Source organism: Oceanicaulis sp., from assembly GCF_965284345.1.
GTDB classification, from domain to species: domain Bacteria; phylum Pseudomonadota; class Alphaproteobacteria; order Caulobacterales; family Maricaulaceae; genus Oceanicaulis; species Oceanicaulis alexandrii_A.
On the sequence record NZ_OZ260073.1, the window covers coordinates 2,489,932 to 2,507,903 of the forward strand.

The following is a 17,972-nucleotide window of genomic DNA, read 5'->3' on the forward strand; positions in this document are numbered from 1 at the left end:
TTGCGCTTTTCGCGAGGGCGGCCTAAATCCGTGGATCATGACCCAGAGCACCCTGACCCTCCGCAAGCCCGACGACTGGCATGTGCATTTGCGCGATGGCGCGATGCTCGACCTGGTCGCTGATTTCACCGCCCGCCAATTCGCCCGGGCGATCGTGATGCCGAACCTGACCCCGCCGGTGACGACGGTGGATCAGGCGCGCGCCTATCGCGACCGGATCAATGCGGCGGTTCCAGCCGATCGCGGCTTCACGCCGCTGATGACGGCGTACCTGACCGACACCATCGAGGCGGACGAGATCGAGCGCGGCTTCAAGGATGGCGCCTTCACAGCCGCCAAGCTCTACCCCCAGAACGCCACCACCAATTCCGCTCATGGCGTCAGCGACATCGCCAATATCCGCCCGGTGCTCGAGCGGATGGAACGCATCGGCATGCCGCTTCTGGTGCACGGTGAGGTGGTCAGCCCCGATATCGACATTTTCGACCGCGAGGCGGTGTTCCTGGAGACGGTTCTGGGGCCGCTGATCAAGGACATGCCGGGCCTGCGCGTGGTGCTTGAGCACATCACCACCGAGCAGTCCGTGGACTTTGTGAAGGCGGGCGGGGACAACATCGCCGCCACTATCACTGCGCACCATTTGCGCATTGACCGCAATGACATGCTGGTGGGCGGCATGCGTCCGCACGCCTATTGCCTGCCCGTAGCCAAGCGCCGCCTGCACAAAGAAGCGCTGCGCAAGGCGGCGGTGTCCGGCGATCCGAAATTCTTCCTCGGGACCGACACGGCCCCCCATGAGCGCCACGCCAAGGAAAGCGCCTGCGGTTGCGCGGGGATTTTCAGCGCCCCGGTGGCGATCGAGAGCTATGCGCAGACCTTTGAGGAAGAGGGGGCGCTGGACAAGCTTGAAGGCTTCGCCAGCGAATTTGGCCCGGCTTTCTATCGTCTGCCGCTCAATGAGGGGACGATCACGCTGGAGCGCCAGCCCACCGAAATCCCTGCGACGATTGACGCGGGCGACATCAAGGTCGTCCCCTTCCACGCAGGTGAAGTGATGAACTGGCGCCTTGTCGAGGGTTAGGCGCTAGCCCGGCCCGCCCGGGCCGCGGCCGCCGCTAGGACCGCCGCGTCCGCCTCGACCGCCGCTGGGTCTGCCCGGACGGCCCTGAGATATAGAGATCTGACGGATCAGCTCCTCGCGGGTCACCTGGCTGTCAGCGTTTTGATCATGGCGAACCAGTTCGCTGATCCAGACAGCGGTGAACTCGTCCAGCGTGCTGACTGAATCGCCATCGGGATCAAAGGCGATGCGCCCTGGGACGCCATAGGCCATGCCCAGATGTCGTTGGGAAAACCCGGTGATTTCGATCCCGGACAGCACGCCGTTCGCATCCTGATCGGAGGCGACGAACACGCGCTCTGCGCCGTCTCGCACCTCGCTCGACGTCACCACCGCGTCATGATCCATATCAAAACTCGCCAGGACGAGGCCCGCCGGGGTCACAATCCCGCCTGCGCGGGCCGGATTGACGCCGGGGCCGGCGTCGCGGCCGCCCTGGCCTCGATCCCGGGGCGGGCTGGCGCAGGCGCCGACCGCCAGCGCGGTGGCCAGAATAACAGTTGTTGCGAGTCTCATAGGGGGGCTCCATTGGGGGGATGGGAGCCTGTGATACGGGCGGCCAAATGCGAGTCCGTCGCAAGAAAAACGCCGCCCCGATGAAGTCGGAGCGGCGTCGTCTTTGGCAGTCTGGATTTTGGTTTAGGCGGCAGGCGCGTCCACGCTGCTCATATCGATGACAAAACGATAGCGCACATCGGCTTTTTCCATGCGGTCAAACGCAGTGTTGATCTCGTCCATCTTGATCATCTCGCACTCGGGCAGGATGTTCATCCGGCCGCAGAAATCGAGCATTTCCTGGGTCTCCGCGATCCCGCCGATCAGGGAGCCGGCGATGCGGCGACGTCCCATGATCGCCGGCGGGGTCATGAACTCTTCCATCGGGCCGACTTGGCCGACGATGGCGAGCGTCCCGTCTACATCCAGAAGCGGCATGTAGGGGGTCACATCGTGCTTGACCGGCACGGTGTCGATAATGAGGTCGAGCGAATTGCGCGCCGCTTTCATGGCGTCCTTGTCCGTGGAGATCAAAACTGCGTCCGCGCCCAGCTCCAAGGCGTCTTTCTCCTTGCTCGGAGAGCGGCTGAGCACCGTCACATGCGCCCCAAGGGCGATGGCGAGCTTGATCGCCATGTGGCCAAGTCCGCCCATACCGATGACGCCCACCCGGCTGCCCGGGCCCACATTCCAGGTGCGCAGCGGGGAATAGGTGGTGATGCCGGCGCACAGAAGCGGCGCCGCGCGCGACAGGTCGAGCCCGTCCGGCATGGCCAGTACGAACTCTTCACGCACGACGATATGCTTGGAATAGCCGCCCTGGGTGGGCTCGCCCGTGATGCGGTCCTTGGAATCATAGGTGGCGGTCATGCCGTTGCGGCAGTACTGCTCCTCGCCATGATCGCACTGGTCGCAGTCCTGGCAGCTGTCCACCATGCATCCGACGCCGACAGGGTCGCCCACAGCGTAGTGTTCGACATCGGGACCCACCGCAATGACCTTGCCGACAATTTCGTGGCCGGGAACCAGCGGGGCGGTGTAGGGGCCCCAGTCGCCACGAGCGGTGTGCAGGTCCGAATGGCAGACGCCACTGTACAAAATCTCGATGGCGACATCATTGCCGCGCAGCTCGCGGCGTTCGAAATCATAGGGCGCGAGCGGCTTGTCGGCGGAATAGGCGGCGTATCCGGTGGTTTTCACGGATGTCTCCTGAGACTGGCTTCACTGGGTCTGCCGTAGATGTAGGGCCGAGCACTTATATCGCAAGCGATATAAAGTAACGCTTGGCCCTGTCTATGCAGTCTAAAAGAGGGTCTGTCCGTCCTAGAACGGCAAAGGCCGCTCTGCATGCTGGACCGTAATCCAGTGGTCGGTGGTGAATTCCTCGATCGCCCACTCGCCATTGAAGCGGCCGAGCCCGGAATTCTTTTCGCCGCCAAACGGTGCATTGGCCTCATCATTGACCGAATGGTCGTTGATGTGGGTCATGCCGGTGTCCATCCGGCGCGCAAAGGCGGCGGCGCGTTCGGTGCTGGCGGAATGAACGGCGCCGGATAGACCATATTCAGTCGCGTTGGCCAGTTCGAGCGCATGCTCTTCATCGCGCGCCTTCAGGATCCCGGCTATGGGGCCGAAGATTTCATTATAGGCCAACTCCATCTCCATGGTGACGTCGGCAAATACGTGTGGCGGCACGATCTGACCTTTGATCTCGCCTTCGACCAGCAAACGGGCGCCCGCCTGTTTCGCCTGGGCGATCTTGTCTTTTAAACCGTCTATCTGGCTCTCATTGATGATCGGGCCGACCGCTGTGTCAGGGTTTGACGGATCGCCATAGTTCAGCCCCCGGACACGCTCCGCGAACTTCTCCACGAATGCGTCATAGAGATTCTCGTCGACGATGATGCGGTTCACGGCGATGCAGATCTGGCCCTGGTGCAGGAATTTGCCCGCCACCGCCGAGTTCACGGCGCGGTCGAGATCAGCGTCATCAAGCACGACAAAGGCGTTGTTGCCGCCAAGCTCCAGCGCCAGGCGTTTCAGATCGTCGCTGGCGGCGACCTTTTGGGCGATGCCTTTGCCGACAGGGGTGGAGCCTGTGAAGGAAATCAGTTTCGGGATGGAATGTTCGACAAAGGCGTCGCCAATGTCAGAGCCCTTGCCGATCACCACATTCAACAGGCCTTTGGGCAGCCCAGCCTCTTCAAAGATCTTGGCGAGCAAAAGTCCGCCCGAGACCGGGGTGTCGGACGCAGGTTTCAGAACAACCGCGTTGCCCAGCGCCAATGCGGGCGCGACAGAGCGTTGCGCCAGGTGCAGCGGGAAGTTCCACGGTGAAATGACGCCGACAACGCCCAGCGCTTTACGATAGACGCGGCTTTCCTTGCCGGGCGTGTTGGACGCCAGAATGCGGCCTTCAACGCGTAAGGGAAAGCTCGCCGCCTCTTCGGTGATGTTGCGGGCGTTGGACCATTCCGCTTCGGCCTTGATGCGGGTGGAGCCGCTTTCCTTGACCAGCCAATCAACGATTTCCTCGTGCCGGTCCACAAAGATGGACACGGCCTTGCGCAGGACGGCGACCCGCTCGGCAGGCGTCGTGTTCGCCCAGTCCTTTTGCGCGTCTCGCGCAGCGATGTAAGCCGCATCGAGATCGTCTTCATCGGCGGCATGGATTCTCGTCAGAACGTCTCCCGTGAACGGGTCTTTGCTTTCCATCACCTTGCCCGCGCCGCCTTTGCGCCACTCACCTGCGATGAATTGAAGGTTCAGATCGGTATAAGCGTCGGTCATGGGAAGTCCTTGCTATGGGGGAGGGCGCGCTTTGCCAGCGTGTGGTCAAGAAACGCCCGAAGCGCCTCAGAGTTTCATGCGAGCTGAATTTTGATGCGCTGCGTGCGACGCTGATTTGCGATTTTGCCCGTCTCGCCTTACATCCCCCGCCCATGACAGACAGCGCAGCACTTCTGGATCGCCGTTTCACCGTGGCGCCGATGATGGACTGGACGGACCGGCATTGCCGCGCCTTCCATCGCGTCCTCACGCGCCGGGCGGTGCTCTATACCGAGATGGCGGTGGATCAGGCGCTGATCCATGGAGATGTGCCGCGCCTGATCGGGTTTGACGCGTCCGAGCATCCGGTGGCGATCCAGCTAGGCGGTTCTGATCCGGAGCTTTTGGCGAGAGCGTCAAAGATCGCTGAAAGCTATGGCTATCTCGAGATCAACCTCAATGTGGGGTGCCCGTCCGACCGGGTGCAGTCGGGCAAGTTCGGCGCCTGCCTGATGCGCGAGCCCGAGCTGGTGCGCGACTGCCTGATCGCCATGCGCGAAGCCGTGTCAGTGCCCGTCACGGTTAAGCATCGCTTGGGCGTGGATGACCAGGATCCCGAACAGACCCTGTTCGGCTTTGTCGAGACCGTGCGCGAGAGCGGGGTCGAGACCTTTATCGTCCACGCGCGAAAGGCGTGGTTGAAGGGCCTCAGCCCCAAGGAAAACCGCGATGTGCCGCCGCTTGATTATGAGCTGGTGCGGCGCCTGAAGGCCGAGCAACCCGATCTGGAAATCCTGCTGAATGGCGGGCTTGAAAGCCTCGAGCACGGGCTCGCCGAGAGGCATGGCACGGACGGGATCATGCTGGGCCGGGCGGTCTATCACACGCCCTGGACGCTCTCGGAGGTCGACACCGCCATTTATGGCGAAGCGAGCAACCCGTGCACGACGCCGTTTGACGCGGTCGAGGCGTATCGCCCCTATGTGGAAGCGCAGCTCGAGCGGGGCGTGAAGCTGCACGCCATCACCCGGCACATGCTGGGCCTGTTCGCAGGCCGTCCCGGCGCGCGCAAATGGCGTCAGGTATTGTCTGAACGCGCCAACCGGCCCGGCGCCGGGTGGGAGGTGCTTGAAGACGCGCTCGACGCGGTGCGACCTGCGGCGGCGGAATAAAGCGGGTTCGGCTGCGTTGTTGCAGCGCGACACGAAACCGGGCCATGCTGGGTCAAGTCTCTGATCCGCCTGAAAGGCTCGCCCCATGGACGCCTCGCTGATTCCCTTCATTCTGACCTTGCTCGCCGTGGGCGCCTTCGCGGGCCTGATTGCGGGCCTGTTCGGCATTGGCGGCGGCATCGTCATGGTCCCGGCGCTGTATTATGTGCTGACCGCGTTGGGGTATGAGGCGCACGCCATGCACGCGGCGGTGGGCACCTCGCTGATGGTGATCGTCACCACCTCCCTGCGCTCTGTCGCCGCCCACGCCAAGAAAGATGCGGTGGACTTTCAAGTCCTCAAAAGCTGGACGCCCTTCATTGTGATCGGCGCCTTGCTCGGCTCCGCCGTAGCGGATCTGGCGCCGGGACGAGCGCTGACGGGATTGTTCGGCGCCGTGGCGCTCTTGCTGTCGGCGCAATTCTTCTTTGGGCGACCCGACTGGAAGCTGGCCGATCAATTGCCCGGCCACCCGTGGAAGGGGATCTTGGGCGGTGTCATTGGCGTGTTGTCCTCGCTGATGGGAATCGGCGGCGGCGTGTTCGGCGTGACCCTGATGACCATTTTCGGCAAATCCATGCACACCGCCGTGGCGACCGCCGCGGGCTTTGGCGTCGCGATCGGCCTGCCGGGCGCGATCGGGTTCATGGTGGCGGGGCTGGATGAGCCGGGCCGGGCGCCGTTTTCCCTGGGTTATGTGAACATGGCCGCCTTTGTGACGCTGGCGGCCTCGGCGGTGTTCCTGGCGCCGGTAGGGGCCAATCTCGCCCATCGCCTGAACGCCAAGCGCCTCAAGCAAATCTTCGCCATCGGCCTTCTGGTGATGGCGCTGAACATGCTGCGTGAAGCGATCTTTGTCGGCTGAATCAGGGCCTGATCATCGCGCGCTACTGCGCGCCTCGCGATAGGCCGCCTCGCGGCTTTTCAGCTCGGGTTTGATGGCGAGCCGTTCAGCCTGGCTCATCAAAGTCCAGCGGCCCAGCTCATCCAGGGTGCGAAAACACCCCACGCAGATCGCCTGGTTCGGATCGACCACGCAGACGCGCTTGCAGGGGCTCCAGATCGGTTCAGTCATGGGGCGTAAACTGGCGCGTTAAGGCTTCTGCTGCAAGCGCACTAGTGTTTCTTTAAGAAAACGGTATTTTGGCGAACCTGTGACAAACGCCCGGCGCGGCGTGAGCCGTCATTAGGGGATATCATCCGATATGATTGAAGATCTGGGTCTGCAGCTGCGCAGCCTCATCGGCGTGTTCGTCTTTCTGGCGATCGCCTGGGTGTTGGGGCCGCGCAAGACGCCGCCTGTGGTGCTGATCATTGGCGGGGTGGCGGTGCAGTTCGCCATCGCCATTTTGCTGTTCAGCTTTGCGCCCACGCGCGCTTTCCTGTCCTCGCTGACGACCGTTGTTGAGGTGCTGCAAGCGGCCACCACCCAAGGCACCAGCTTCGTCTTCGGCTATCTGGGCGGCGGTGAGAACCCCTATGAGATCCGCGAAGGGATGGAGGGGCTGACCTTCACCTTCGCCTTCCAGGCTCTGCCCATGGTGATCGTATTGTCAGCGATCTCGGCGGTGCTCTGGCGCTGGCGCATTCTCGAATTCGCCGTGCGCGGCTTCGCCAGCCTGTTCCGTCGCATCCTCAACCTGTCCGGCGCCGCCTCTTTGGGCGCGGCGGCGAACATTTTCCTCGGGATGACCGAAAGCCCGGTGCTGATCCGGCCGCGCCTGCCGGCGATCTCGCGCTCTGACCTGTTTTTGATCATGACGGTGGGTTTCTCCACCGTCGCGGGCTCGGTGATGGCAATCTATGTCAGCCAGTTGAACGCCGTGCTCGATGACGCCGCCGGTCACATCCTGACCGCCTCGCTGATTTCCGTGCCCGCCGCCGCCGTGCTGGCGCGCCTGATGCACCCGCAGGACGAAACTGCTGAGCAGGCCGAGAAAGAACGCATCCCGGTTCAGCTTTATCACTCCACCATGGACGCGCTGACCACGGGCGTCTCAGACGGCGTGAAGCTGTTTGTGAACATTATCGCCATGCTCTTGGTGTTCACCGCCATCGTGGCGCTGGTGAACTTCATGTTGGGCGGCCTGCCGGACTTCATGGGCGAGCCGATCACCGTTCAGCGCGTTCTGGGCTTCATCTTCTCGCCGCTGGTCTGGATCGCCGGGCTGCCGTGGAGTGAAGCGCAAGCGGGCGGCACCGTGATGGGCTTCAAGACAGCCCTCAACGAGATCTTCGCCTATGACGCGCTGGCTGCGAACGCCGATCAGCTCAGCCCGCGCTCGCGCCTGATCATGACCTATGCGGCGTGCGGCTTTGCGAACTTCTCGTCCGTGGGCATTCTGGTGGGCGGCCTGATCGCCGTGGCGCCGAGCCGCCGCGAGGACATCCTGCAGCTCGCCCCGCGCGCGCTCATCTCCGGCACGCTCGCCACGCTGATGACCGGCGCCGTGATCGGCGCCCTGCCGATGAGCCTGTTCAGCTAGGTTCAGGGACACGTAGACGCGAAAACGGCCCCGGAAAACCGGGGCCGTTTTTGTTTAGGCTTTGCCATGCCCCCCTCAATCCCCCCGCCGCGGGAACAGCTTGCTCCTGAGCCAGCCCAGTGTGGAATTGCCCGAAAGCTGTTCGCGATAGGCGGCTTTCATGAAGCGGTCGAGGCCATCTGAATCGCCCAGCATCTCCATGCGGGTCTTGAACGGGCCGTCGGGGTCGAGGGTTTTGAGCGCTTTGGCGGGCGCGCCGGCGACCACGGTGTTGGCGGGCACGTCTTTTGTGACCACAGAGCGGGCGCCGATGACGGCGTTGTCGCCAATACTGACGCCCTTGCCCACAAACGCGCCATCGCCGATCCAGACATTTCGGCCGATGATTACGGGGGCGCTGGGCGGGCGCGGGGTGATGCGGTCGTAAAGCCCATGCCAGTCGCTGTCGGTGATGGTGACGGAATTGGCCAGCAAGGCGCCGTCGCCGATCTCGATTTTCTGGGCGGCCAGGATGCGGATATTGCCAGCGAAGAAACAACAATCGCCGATCCTGATTTCACCGGGCGCATCGGCAGGCGACCAGACGGTGAAGCTGACGGGCTGGTCGCTGCGGCTGACGATATGGATGGCCCGGCCCGCATGAACGTTGGGACCGAACACTTCCACATTCCAGGGTCGCACCACCTTGGCGTGGGTCCCGAGGCTTTCGAAATGGGGCTTCAGAAAGCGCCTCACCCACCAGTTCTCATACTGCTCCCAAAGATCGTGCATCCAGTAAGGGCGGTGGTCATGACGCATGGTTTTGGAGTATCCAGCAAAGAATGAGCGAAGACGTTATCGAAACCGCGATTCTGTCCCTGGTCGAGGCGCGAGGGCCGGAAAAGAGCATCTGCCCGTCCGAGGCGGCCCGTGAAGTCTTTCCTGAAGACTTCCAAAAGCGCATGCGTCATGTGCGCAATGCGGCGATCCATCTGGCCCGTCAGGGCAAGGTGGTGATCCTGCGCAAGGGCCAACCGGTGGACCCTGAAAACTTCAAAGGCGTCTACCGCCTGGCCAAGGCGCCCGACGCGCCGGCGCCGGAAAGCGATGGCTGAGGATTTCGAGCAGCTGAAAGCGCAGATCCGCGCCTGCCGGGTCTGTCAGCCCCATCTTGATCATCCCGTACGCCCTGTGGTGCGCGGCGAGGCGAGCGCGGTCATCCGCATCATCGGTCAGGCGCCGGGCACGCGGGTTCAGCTGAGCGGCATGCCCTTCACAGATCCCAGCGGGGATCGTCTGCGCGATTGGATGGGGGTGAGCGAGGCCGAGTTCTATGACGCGCGCGCCATCGCCATCACGCCCATGGGTTTTTGTTTTCCTGGCCTTGACGCCAAGGGCTCAGACAAGCCGCCCCGCCGTGAATGTCCGCCGCTCTGGCAGGATCGGGCGGGCGCGGCGCTTGGCGACGTGAAGCTGACCTTGCTGGTCGGCGCCCACGCTCAGCGCTGGCATCTGGGCTCGGGCGCGGCGAAAACCCTGACTGAAACCGTAAAGCAGTGGCGACTGCACTTGCCTGATTATGTTGCACTGCCACATCCCAGCTGGAGAAACACCGGGTGGTTGAAACGTAACCCATGGTTTGAGAACGAGGTTTTGCCTGAGCTAAAAGCTCGCGTCCGCAAAATGCTGAACAGCATAAATTGACCGTACATTTACCTAAGTAAAACGGGTACTTGCACTGGGTTGTCTCAAAGAGTATCGAGGCGGCGCACACGCTGGCCAAAGGCTGATTGCGACCGCCAACGAAGCGGCGCCGCCCCGCCAGCGGATTTTATTCGTATCGCGACAGGAAGGACTCCCCGCTCATGAGCCTGTTCGAGCACACCGCGTTTGATAATCACGAGAAAGTTCTGTTCGCCACGGATCCGGCGACCGGGCTGAAAGCCATCCTGGCGGTGCACTCCACCGCACGCGGCCCGGCCGTGGGCGGTTGCCGCATGTGGTCCTATCCGTCCTCTGCCGAGGCGGTGACCGACGTGCTGCGCCTGTCGCAAGGCATGAGCTACAAGAACATCATGGCGGACCTGCCCATTGGCGGCGGCAAATCTGTGATCATGCGCCCTGAAGGCGATTTTGATCGTCAGGCTTTGTTTGAAGCGTTCGGCCGGGCGCTCGAAAGCCTCAATGGCCAGTACATCTCCGCTGAAGATGTGGGCGTGTCGCCTGACGACATGGTCGCTGCGCGCCGCACCACCCGCCATGTTGTGGGCCTGCCCGACGGCACGGGCGACCCGTCGCCTGTGACAGCCAAGGGCGTGTTCATGGGCATTCAGGCCGCCGCAGCGCGCGGTCTGGGCTCTGAAGATCTCAAGGGCGTGAAGATCGCCGTGCAAGGCGCGACCGGCCATGTGGGCGCATATCTGTGCCGCCACCTGGCCGAAGCCGGCGCCGAGCTGCATCTGGCGGACATTCGCGCCGCCGAACTGCATGCCCTCGCCAAGGAGTTGGGCGCGACCGTGGTTGAAGACCCCAACGCCATCTACGACGTGGATGCGGACATCTTCACCCCGTGTGCGCTGGGCGCGATCATCAACCCTGAGACCATTGACCGTCTGAAGGTCAAAGTGGTCGCGGGCGCCGCCAACAACCAGCTGGAAACCCGCGAGATGGGCGCCGAGCTGCAAAAGCGCGGCATCTTCTACGCCCCCGATTACGTCATCAACGCCGGCGGCATCATCAATGTGATGGGTGAGCTGGACGCGCGTTTCGACGCCAAATGGGTTGAAGGCAAGCTGGTCACCCTGAAAGCCACGCTGGGCGAGATCATGGACACCGCGGCGCGGGAAGCGCGTCCGGCGAACATTGTCGCCGACGAACTGGCGCGCCAGCGTCTGGCGGACGCCGCCGAGCAGAAAGCGCTCGCGGCCGAATAAGCGCGCTTTCTGTCCTGAAAGACACTTGAATTATAAAGCGGCGGCCTGTACTCAGGCCGCCGTTTTTGCATTGAAGGATCAAGGCCCATGAAGCTCCAGACCCGTTCCGCCCCTCGCGCAATCTTGTCTGGAGTCCGTCATGTCCGCCTTGTTATCTGCAAACTCGCTTACGCTACGCACCCCTGATCATCACGTCCTTTTAGAGGACTTCACCCTCAGCTTCGGCTGTGAGGTCACCGGCGTGGTCGGCCCTAACGGGGCGGGGAAATCAACCTTGCTCAAGACGCTTGCTGGCGCGCTGATCCCTGTGGGCGGTCAGGTGCTTGCTCAGGGCCGGGTCGGCTGGCTTGAACAGTCAGGTCCGGACGCCGACGGTGATCTGACGACAGGCCTTGGCGTCACCGAAGACCTGGATTGTCTGTCCCGCATTCTGGCGGGCGAGGGGGGCGAAGCTGACTTCGCCCATGCAGACTGGACGCTGGACGTGCGTGTGACGGCGGCGCTGGACACAGTGGGGCTTGGCGCCAAGCCGCTGGATGCGCCGCTCTCGTCGCTCTCAGGCGGCCAACGCGCGCGCCTGGCGTTGGCGCGGGCGCTGCTGGATGCGCCGGACATTCTGATGATGGACGAACCCACCAACAATCTCGACGCCGAAGGCCGGGAAACCGTGCATCAGATGATGGCGGACTGGCCGGGCGGTCTGGTGATCGTCAGCCATGATCGCGCCCTGCTGGAGCGGGTAGACCGCATTGTCGCCCTTGAAGGACCGGGCTGGTCAGTGTTTGGCGGCGGCTGGTCAGACTATGTCGCCCAGCGCGACGCTGCGCGGGCGCGCGCCGACGCCGAACATGAGCGCGCGCAAGCGGCTCTGAAACAAACCCGGCGCGCGGCGGAAGAGGCCGAAGCCCGACGCATGCGCCGGGCCCGGGTAGGCAAGGCCCTCGGGCGTGACGGCAGCCAGCCGAAAATGGTGCTGAACGCCAAACGCGCCCAGAGCGAAGGCACAGCGGCGCGTCTAGGTGGGGTGCGCGACAAACAGATCGCCGCCGCCGAAAGCGCGCTGGAGACGGCGCAGGAGCAGCGTCACCGCGGACCGAAACTCAATATCCGCGCCCAAGGCGCCGACAGTCCGCAAGGCCGTACGATTCTGGCGTTTGACGCCGTCAGTTTCAGCTATGACGAGACGCCGCTGATTGATCGCTTGAGCTTTGCGATGACAGGCGGGATGCGTCTGGCGCTGTCAGGCCCCAACGGGGCGGGCAAGACCACCGTGTTGAAACTGGCGCAAGGGCTGTTGACGCCGCACGCTGGCGAGACCCGGCGGACGACGGGGCGGATCGCCCGGCTTGACCAGACCGTGAGTGATCTCGATCCGGGCCTGAGTGTGGTCGAGGCGCTGCGCGCCCGTGATCCGAACCTGTCGCTCAACGCCGCCTACGCCGCTTTGGCGCAATTTGATCTGCGCAATGTCCAGGCCGACAAGCCTGTATCGGTTCTGAGCGGCGGCGAGAGGTTGCGCGCCGGGCTGGCGGGCGTTCTAGGCGGCGAGCCGCCCGAGCTGATCTTGCTCGATGAGCCCACCAACCATCTCGATATCGAGGCGGTGGAAGCGCTGGAGGATGCGCTGAACGGCTTTGAGGGCGCGATGCTGGCGGTCAGCCATGACGCGGCGTTTCTGAACGCGATCAATCTCGATCAGACGCTCAGCCTTGATCGGGCTCGGCCTTGACCAGATGGGCGAAAGCGGGCTCGACGCTGAGCCGGACGGCGTCGCCGACCCGGTGGTTTTCCTTCAGGCTGGCGCGGGCCTCAAGCATCTGACCGGTTTCGAGCCGGCAAATCAGGCGCGCAAAGCCTGAACTGACCCGGCGCTGGGTGATCATCGCCAGGGCGCCCTCCGCATCGGCGCGGCCCAGCTTGACGCCCTCGGGACGAACCAGCAGCAGGGCTGTGTCGCCGTCAGTGAAGGCTTGCGCCGGATACTGGCCCAGAAGGGTGTGCGCGGCGCCGTCACGAATGTCCGCTTCAAACACGCCCACATCGCCCAAGAGGCGCGCGGCGGTGAGCGAGTTGGGTTTCATGTAGAGGGTGTCTGGCGCGCCGGTCTGGATGATCCGGCCCTCATTCATCAAAGCGATGGAATCCGCCAGCTCCAGCGCTTCTTCCGCGTCATGGGTGACGATCAGGGTCGCCGCTTCCGACTGTCGCAGGACATCGGCGGTGGCGCCGCGCAGTTCAGAGCGCAGACGGCGGTCGAGCCCGGAGAACGGCTCATCCAGCAACATCACATCGGGCTTGATCGCCAGCGCGCGCGCCAGCGCCACGCGCTGCTGCTCACCGCCCGACAGCTCATGCGGATAGGCTTTGGCGCGATGGCCCAGCTCCACCGCTTCAAGCCGGGTGAGGGCGGTCTGGCGACGCTGGGCTTTCGTACCCTCGCGCAGACCGAACGCCACATTGTCGAGCGCGGTCAGATGCGGGAACAGCGCATAATCCTGAAACACCACGCCGCAGCGCCGGTCTTCAGGCGGTTTGTGCAGGCCGGGGGCGCTCCACAGATGGTTCTCAAACCGGATTTCACCGGAATCCAGCGGCTCCAAACCGGCGATGGCGCGCAGCAAGGTCGATTTTCCGGAGCCTGACGGCCCCAACAGCGCCGTCACCCGTCCGCAGGTCAAGGTCAGCTCCACCCCGTCCACAGCCGGCCGACCAGGCGCAAAGCGCACCAGGGCGCCGGAGACTTCCAGCAGGCGATCATCAAGTTTGACGGCGGTCATGTCAGGCGGGCTCACAGTCATCGGGCGGCTTCCTGCCGGGTGATGCGGCGGGCGATCCAGATCATGGGCGGCAAGGCGATCAAGGTGATCAATAGCGCAGGCAGGGCCGCTTCGCCCAGTCGTTCGTCAGAGGCGTAATTGTTCGCGATCACCGCCAGCGTGTCATAATTGAACGGGCGCAGGATCATGGTGGCCGGCAATTCCTTGAGTACTTCGACGAACACCAGAAGCGCCGCCAGCAAGGAGCCTGACATCACCAGCGGGCGATGGACCCGCCAGGCCGTCTCGCCTGGACCCGCGCCCAGGGTGCGCGCGGCCATGTCCAGCGTTGGGGTCACACGCTGGAGCGCGCTTTCAGACGGCCCGATGGCGGCCGCGGCGAAGCGCGACTGATAGGCGAAGATCAGGGCGATGACTCCGCCCGATATCAGGATTGGAAATTGCGCACCAGTCATCGCTATCCAGCCCGAATCCAGGCCCGTTTGCAACCCGCCCAACAGCACCAGCACGCCAAGCGCTGCGACGGATCCGGGCACGGCGTAACCAAGACCCGCCAGACGCGCCGCCGCGACGGCGGCGGGTTTGCGGCTGCGCAGGGCGTAGGCGCACGCCAGCCCCAATACTGCGGCAACCAGCCCGGACAGCATCGCCAGGGTCAGAGAATGGGTCGCCGCCTGGATCAGGTCGCGTGCCACAGGGGCGTTCAGGGCGCGATAGCCCAGACGCGCCAGCGGAATGATGAGACCAATGAGGACCGGGCTGAGGCAAGCCAGTATGGCCAGTGCGGACCGCGCCGGGTCGAGATCCATGCGGCGCGGCGGACGGCGGCGCCCGGACGCGCTGGTCTGGCGAGCGCGCTGGCGCTGGCTGCGCTCCAGCGCGAATAACACGAAGGCGATCGTCACCAGAATCAGCGCCAGGCGCGCCGCGTCGGCGATAGCGCCTTCGCCGGCCCAGGCGCGGATCAGGCCCACTGACAATGTGGGTGCGCCCAGATGGACGACAGCGCCATAGTCCGCGAGGCTTTCCATGACCACCAGCGCCAGCCCGGCGGCGATGGCGGGACGCGCCATGGGAATGGCGGCGCGTACAAACGCCTCGCGGGGTTTGGCGCCCAGCGTGCGGGCGGCTTCATAGGCGTCGGCGGACTGACCGGCGAAGGCCTCGCGCGCCAGAAGGTAGACATAGGGGTAGAGCGCGAAGCCGAAGATCAGTCCGGCCCCGACTGGCCCGCGCACCGTGGGCAGCCAGTCAGCGGGGCCGCCGGGCTGGGTCAGGTCATACCAGGCATAGGCCGAGGCATAGGCCGGGGCGGCCAGCGGCAGGGCCAGAAGCCATTCAAACACCGAGCGCGCAAAGAACCGGTACCGCGCCACCAACCAAGCCAAAGGTACGCCGATCAGACCTGCGCTGATCGCGGCGACGCTGGTCACCAGCGCCGTATGGCCCAGATAGGCGGGCAGACGGGTGCGCGCGATATGCGCCATGTAATCCGTCCAGGGCCCAAAAACGCCAAGCGCCGCGACCGCCAGAAGCGGTGCGGCGCAGATCAGAGCGGCGACAAGAGCCGGCCGGACCGGATTGAACTGGGCGCGGCGTGCGATCACGGCCAGCCGACGCGGTCGAAGATGCGTTGGGCTTCGCCGGCGTTTTCACCCAGCGCGTCCACGTTCACATCATCTGAATTGTAAGACCCGAAGGCGTCCAGAACGTCATTTTCATAGGCGATTCCTGCGATCACCGGATACTCGTTGGTCAGCTCGGCGAACGCGCGTTGGGAGTCTTCAGACAATAGGTACTCGAGAAACGCGATTGCGTTCTCACGATGCGGCGCATTGGCGGCCAGACCGGCGCCTGACACGTTCACATGGGCGCCGCCATCGCCAAGATCAGCGAAGATAACGCCGATCTGGTCCGCGATCTCCTGATCGCCGGGATCCTCAGAACGCATGATCCGCGCCAGATAGTAATGGTTGATGATGGCCACATCGCACTCGCGCGCGGCGACGGCGCGGATCTGGTCGGTGTCGCCGCCCTGGGGCGGGCGCGCCAGATTGCTGACCACACCTTCAGCCCAGCCTTCAGCGGCGTCTGCGCCTTGCTGGGCGACCAGGGCCGCCAGGAGCGACTGGTTATAGACATTGTTGGAGGAGCGCACGCAGATCCGGCCCGCCCATTCCGGCGTCGTCAGATCGCTGAAGTTTGTAATCAGGGACGGGTCTACACGGTCTTTGGCGTAAGCGATGACCCGCACCCGGCTGGCGAAACCGAACCAATCACCATCAGGCTGGCGCAGATTGGCGGGCACCGCCTGCAAGGTCTCTGCAAGTTCCGGGGCGGGCTGGAACAAGCCCGCTTCATCCGCACGCCAAAGGCGGCCAGCATCGACCGTGATCACGACATCAGCCTGGGAGCGGTCGCCATCGGCGCGCACGCGCTCGATCAGCAAATCACCCGGCGCTTCAATGACATTGACCGTAATTCCGGTCTCTTCAGTGAAAGCGGCATACACGTGATCGTCAGATGCGTAATGGCGCGCTGTATAAACGTTGACCACTTCGCCGTCAGACGATCCGGACGGGCTGCAAGCGCCCAGGGCCGCCAGACCCATCAGTCCGACGAGAAGGCTTGAGCAGGCTGAGGCGAGTTTCATGGCGTGTCCTTGGTGCTGCGAGCAGGCGATATAGACGCCTGTCAGGTCCGGGGAAGCTTCTCACTGCCATTTTTGAGAACGTCTCGCAAGTGCGGCGGCCAGCCGCAGTGCATATTATGACGCCGAAAAGCAAAAACCCCGGCTCGGTGGAGCCGGGGTTCGCGCCTCTTCAGGCATATTGGTGGGCGATACAAGGATCGAACTTGTGACCCCTTCGGTGTGAACGAAGTGCTCTACCGCTGAGCTAATCGCCCTCAAGAGGCGCGGGTTTTATGCCGGGGGCTCAATAGGGTCAAGCGGGCGGGCGCAGGAAACGCAGACTCGATGCAGGTCGGACGCAGCGGGGCTTCTGCTAAGTGACAGAAATTCCTCGGTTGCATAATTTTTTTTCGAAAAAATGGCCCGTCATACTTTCGTCAAGAAGAAATATCACTTATAGACCCGCGTCTCGCTGCAAGGCCGTTTCGGTCTGTAGCTAACAAATCCAAATGATAATGAACCCTACGCACGCGAGCTGCTGCGCGTGTTTGAAGGAGGTTTCTCCCCCATGGCCACCAACGACTTCTGCACCCGTGAAGGTGCGCTCCGCCTCAAAGAACGTATCGAAGCATACTGGAAAGAGCGCGGCTACGACGTGAATATCGAACTGACCGAAGCCGGCTTCATGCCGGCCATGCGTTCGGCGCGCACCGATGTGCGTTCCAACATGGTCAATGGCATGCCGCGCCCGGCGAACGACCGCTCTTCCGAGCGCCGCAGCGCCTAAGCGCCTTTGCGTGTGACGATCAGCTCGGCCAACAGGTCGGGCAACACGCCATAGGTTTCAAAAAGCCGGTCCGCACCCAGCGTGCGGGCCGGCTTTTCGCTATAACCACCTTCGAAAATCACGGACCCCGCGCCCGCCGCCTTCGCCGCCAGCGCATCGGGTTCTGAATCCCCCACCAGAATGCAGGCATGGTCGATGGGCGCTCCGCCCACCGCGACGATCAGGTGCGAGGCGTCAGGCTTTTTCGCTGGCGCGTCTTCCGGCCCGATCACCCGTTCGAATCGGGTCCGCAGGTTCAACGCGTCCAGCAGGGGAATCGCCAGCTGAGTCGGCTTGTTGGTGCAGACTGATAAACGCGCGCCCGCCGCCGCCAGCGAATCAAGCGCTGCTTCGACCCCCTCAAACGGGCGTGAGTGCCGGGCGATGTCGGCTCTATAGGCGTCCATGAACACGTCGAGCCGGTCTTCCACCAGGTCTTCATGGGGCTCGGCGCGTCCCTCGCGTACGAAGGCGCGACGGATGAGCGCCCGGGCGCCGCGGCCCACCATGGCGCGGACGGCTTCGACCGGCACCGGGTCAAAGCCTAGCGGAATGACGCTCTCATTGAGCGCCCGCACCAGATCGGGCGCCGTGTCCACCAGCGTGCCGTCGAGGTCAAAGGCGATCCGGGCGCCGTTCAGATAGGTGTGCATAGGCTCTCACATTGGGTTTCAGATACATCAGCGAATGTGACGCGTCTGTGCGGTCGCGTCTTGCAGCTTGATAGGCTATAGCGCTCAGGCG

General features: G+C 63.7%; 18 protein-coding genes and 1 tRNA gene. 9 read left to right on the top strand and 10 right to left on the bottom strand.

Features of this window, described 5'->3' with window-relative positions:
- Window positions 1–37: 37 nt before the first annotated feature.
- On the top strand, window positions 38–1,081 hold the full coding sequence (pyrC, locus tag ACQ66J_RS12075; protein ID WP_430431822.1) for a dihydroorotase: 1,044 nt from the start codon (window positions 38–40) through the stop codon (window positions 1,079–1,081).
- Window positions 1,082–1,084: 3 nt separating this feature from the next.
- Here the strand turns inward: pyrC and ACQ66J_RS12080 are convergent, their stop codons facing one another.
- The 3 genes from ACQ66J_RS12080 to ACQ66J_RS12090 form a co-directional block, all read right to left on the bottom strand.
- Window positions 1,085–1,636: a hypothetical protein gene (locus tag ACQ66J_RS12080; RefSeq protein WP_430431824.1), complete on the bottom strand. Its 552-nt coding sequence runs from the start codon at window positions 1,634–1,636 to the stop codon at window positions 1,085–1,087.
- A 123-nt stretch (window positions 1,637–1,759) separates the two neighbouring features.
- Window positions 1,760–2,815 carry an NAD(P)-dependent alcohol dehydrogenase gene (locus ACQ66J_RS12085; RefSeq protein ID WP_430431825.1) on the bottom strand — a complete coding sequence of 352 codons (1,056 nt, stop codon included), beginning with the start codon at window positions 2,813–2,815 and terminating at the stop codon, window positions 1,760–1,762.
- A gap of 123 nt (window positions 2,816–2,938) precedes the next feature.
- The gene (locus ACQ66J_RS12090; RefSeq protein ID WP_430431826.1) at window positions 2,939–4,405 is read right to left on the bottom strand and encodes an aldehyde dehydrogenase family protein; all 1,467 of its coding nucleotides are present in this window, start codon (window positions 4,403–4,405) and stop codon (window positions 2,939–2,941) included.
- Between the two features lie 152 nt (window positions 4,406–4,557).
- On the opposite strand from ACQ66J_RS12090, the gene dusA reads away from it, so the two are divergent.
- Window positions 4,558–5,556, top strand: a complete 999-nt coding sequence (gene dusA / locus ACQ66J_RS12095) for a tRNA dihydrouridine(20/20a) synthase DusA (RefSeq protein ID WP_430431827.1) — start codon at window positions 4,558–4,560, stop codon at window positions 5,554–5,556.
- 85 nt (window positions 5,557–5,641) lie between these two features.
- Window positions 5,642–6,460 carry a sulfite exporter TauE/SafE family protein gene (locus tag ACQ66J_RS12100; RefSeq protein ID WP_430431828.1) on the top strand — a complete coding sequence of 273 codons (819 nt, stop codon included), beginning with the start codon at window positions 5,642–5,644 and terminating at the stop codon, window positions 6,458–6,460.
- A gap of 12 nt (window positions 6,461–6,472) precedes the next feature.
- Here the strand turns inward: ACQ66J_RS12100 and ACQ66J_RS12105 are convergent, their stop codons facing one another.
- Window positions 6,473–6,670, bottom strand: coding sequence for a DUF1289 domain-containing protein (locus ACQ66J_RS12105; protein WP_430431829.1), 198 nt, complete (start codon window positions 6,668–6,670; stop codon window positions 6,473–6,475).
- A 130-nt stretch (window positions 6,671–6,800) separates the two neighbouring features.
- Here ACQ66J_RS12105 and ACQ66J_RS12110 point away from each other — a divergent pair, with 130 nt between their 5' ends.
- The gene (locus tag ACQ66J_RS12110) at window positions 6,801–8,081 is read left to right on the top strand and encodes a NupC/NupG family nucleoside CNT transporter (RefSeq protein ID WP_430431830.1); all 1,281 of its coding nucleotides are present in this window, start codon (window positions 6,801–6,803) and stop codon (window positions 8,079–8,081) included.
- 75 nt (window positions 8,082–8,156) lie between these two features.
- Here the strand turns inward: ACQ66J_RS12110 and ACQ66J_RS12115 are convergent, their stop codons facing one another.
- Entirely contained in the window at window positions 8,157–8,879 is a 723-nt protein-coding gene (locus ACQ66J_RS12115) for an acyltransferase (protein WP_430431831.1), read from the bottom strand.
- 23 nt (window positions 8,880–8,902) lie between these two features.
- On the opposite strand from ACQ66J_RS12115, the gene ACQ66J_RS12120 reads away from it, so the two are divergent.
- The 4 genes from ACQ66J_RS12120 to ACQ66J_RS12135 all read left to right on the top strand — a co-directional run bounded on the left by ACQ66J_RS12120 (window position 8,903) and on the right by ACQ66J_RS12135 (window position 12,722).
- The gene (locus ACQ66J_RS12120; RefSeq protein ID WP_375549517.1) at window positions 8,903–9,175 is read left to right on the top strand and encodes a DUF3253 domain-containing protein; all 273 of its coding nucleotides are present in this window, start codon (window positions 8,903–8,905) and stop codon (window positions 9,173–9,175) included.
- Window positions 9,168–9,764: a uracil-DNA glycosylase family protein gene (locus tag ACQ66J_RS12125; protein WP_430431832.1), complete on the top strand. Its 597-nt coding sequence runs from the start codon at window positions 9,168–9,170 to the stop codon at window positions 9,762–9,764. Before ACQ66J_RS12120 ends, ACQ66J_RS12125 begins: the two co-directional genes overlap by 8 nt.
- A 161-nt stretch (window positions 9,765–9,925) precedes the next feature.
- On the top strand, window positions 9,926–10,993 hold the full coding sequence (locus ACQ66J_RS12130) for a Leu/Phe/Val dehydrogenase (RefSeq protein WP_375549515.1): 1,068 nt from the start codon (window positions 9,926–9,928) through the stop codon (window positions 10,991–10,993).
- A gap of 139 nt (window positions 10,994–11,132) precedes the next feature.
- The gene (locus ACQ66J_RS12135) at window positions 11,133–12,722 is read left to right on the top strand and encodes an ABC-F family ATP-binding cassette domain-containing protein (protein WP_430431833.1); all 1,590 of its coding nucleotides are present in this window, start codon (window positions 11,133–11,135) and stop codon (window positions 12,720–12,722) included.
- On the opposite strand, the gene ACQ66J_RS12140 is transcribed toward ACQ66J_RS12135, so the two are convergent.
- From ACQ66J_RS12140 to ACQ66J_RS12155, 4 genes are all read right to left on the bottom strand, one after another.
- A complete protein-coding gene (locus tag ACQ66J_RS12140) occupies window positions 12,697–13,791 on the bottom strand; it encodes an ABC transporter ATP-binding protein (protein ID WP_430431834.1) in 1,095 nt (364 codons plus the stop codon). The two genes, ACQ66J_RS12135 and ACQ66J_RS12140, sit on opposite strands and share 26 nt — an antisense overlap.
- Entirely contained in the window at window positions 13,788–15,377 is a 1,590-nt protein-coding gene (locus ACQ66J_RS12145) for an ABC transporter permease (protein WP_430431835.1), read from the bottom strand. The genes ACQ66J_RS12140 and ACQ66J_RS12145 overlap by 4 nt, the downstream gene beginning before the upstream one ends.
- A complete protein-coding gene (locus ACQ66J_RS12150) occupies window positions 15,374–16,423 on the bottom strand; it encodes an extracellular solute-binding protein (RefSeq protein WP_430431836.1) in 1,050 nt (349 codons plus the stop codon). Before ACQ66J_RS12150 ends, ACQ66J_RS12145 begins: the two co-directional genes overlap by 4 nt.
- A gap of 179 nt (window positions 16,424–16,602) precedes the next feature.
- A tRNA-Val gene (locus ACQ66J_RS12155) sits at window positions 16,603–16,677 on the bottom strand.
- Window positions 16,678–16,970: 293 nt separating this feature from the next.
- Between ACQ66J_RS12155 and ACQ66J_RS12160 the strand changes: the two genes are divergently transcribed.
- Window positions 16,971–17,189, top strand: coding sequence for a phosphoglycolate phosphatase (locus ACQ66J_RS12160; RefSeq protein WP_022701867.1), 219 nt, complete (start codon window positions 16,971–16,973; stop codon window positions 17,187–17,189).
- Here ACQ66J_RS12160 and ACQ66J_RS12165 read toward each other — a convergent pair.
- The gene (locus ACQ66J_RS12165; RefSeq protein WP_430431837.1) at window positions 17,186–17,881 is read right to left on the bottom strand and encodes an HAD hydrolase-like protein; all 696 of its coding nucleotides are present in this window, start codon (window positions 17,879–17,881) and stop codon (window positions 17,186–17,188) included. The genes ACQ66J_RS12160 and ACQ66J_RS12165 overlap by 4 nt on opposite strands.
- Window positions 17,882–17,972: the final 91 nt, after the last annotated feature.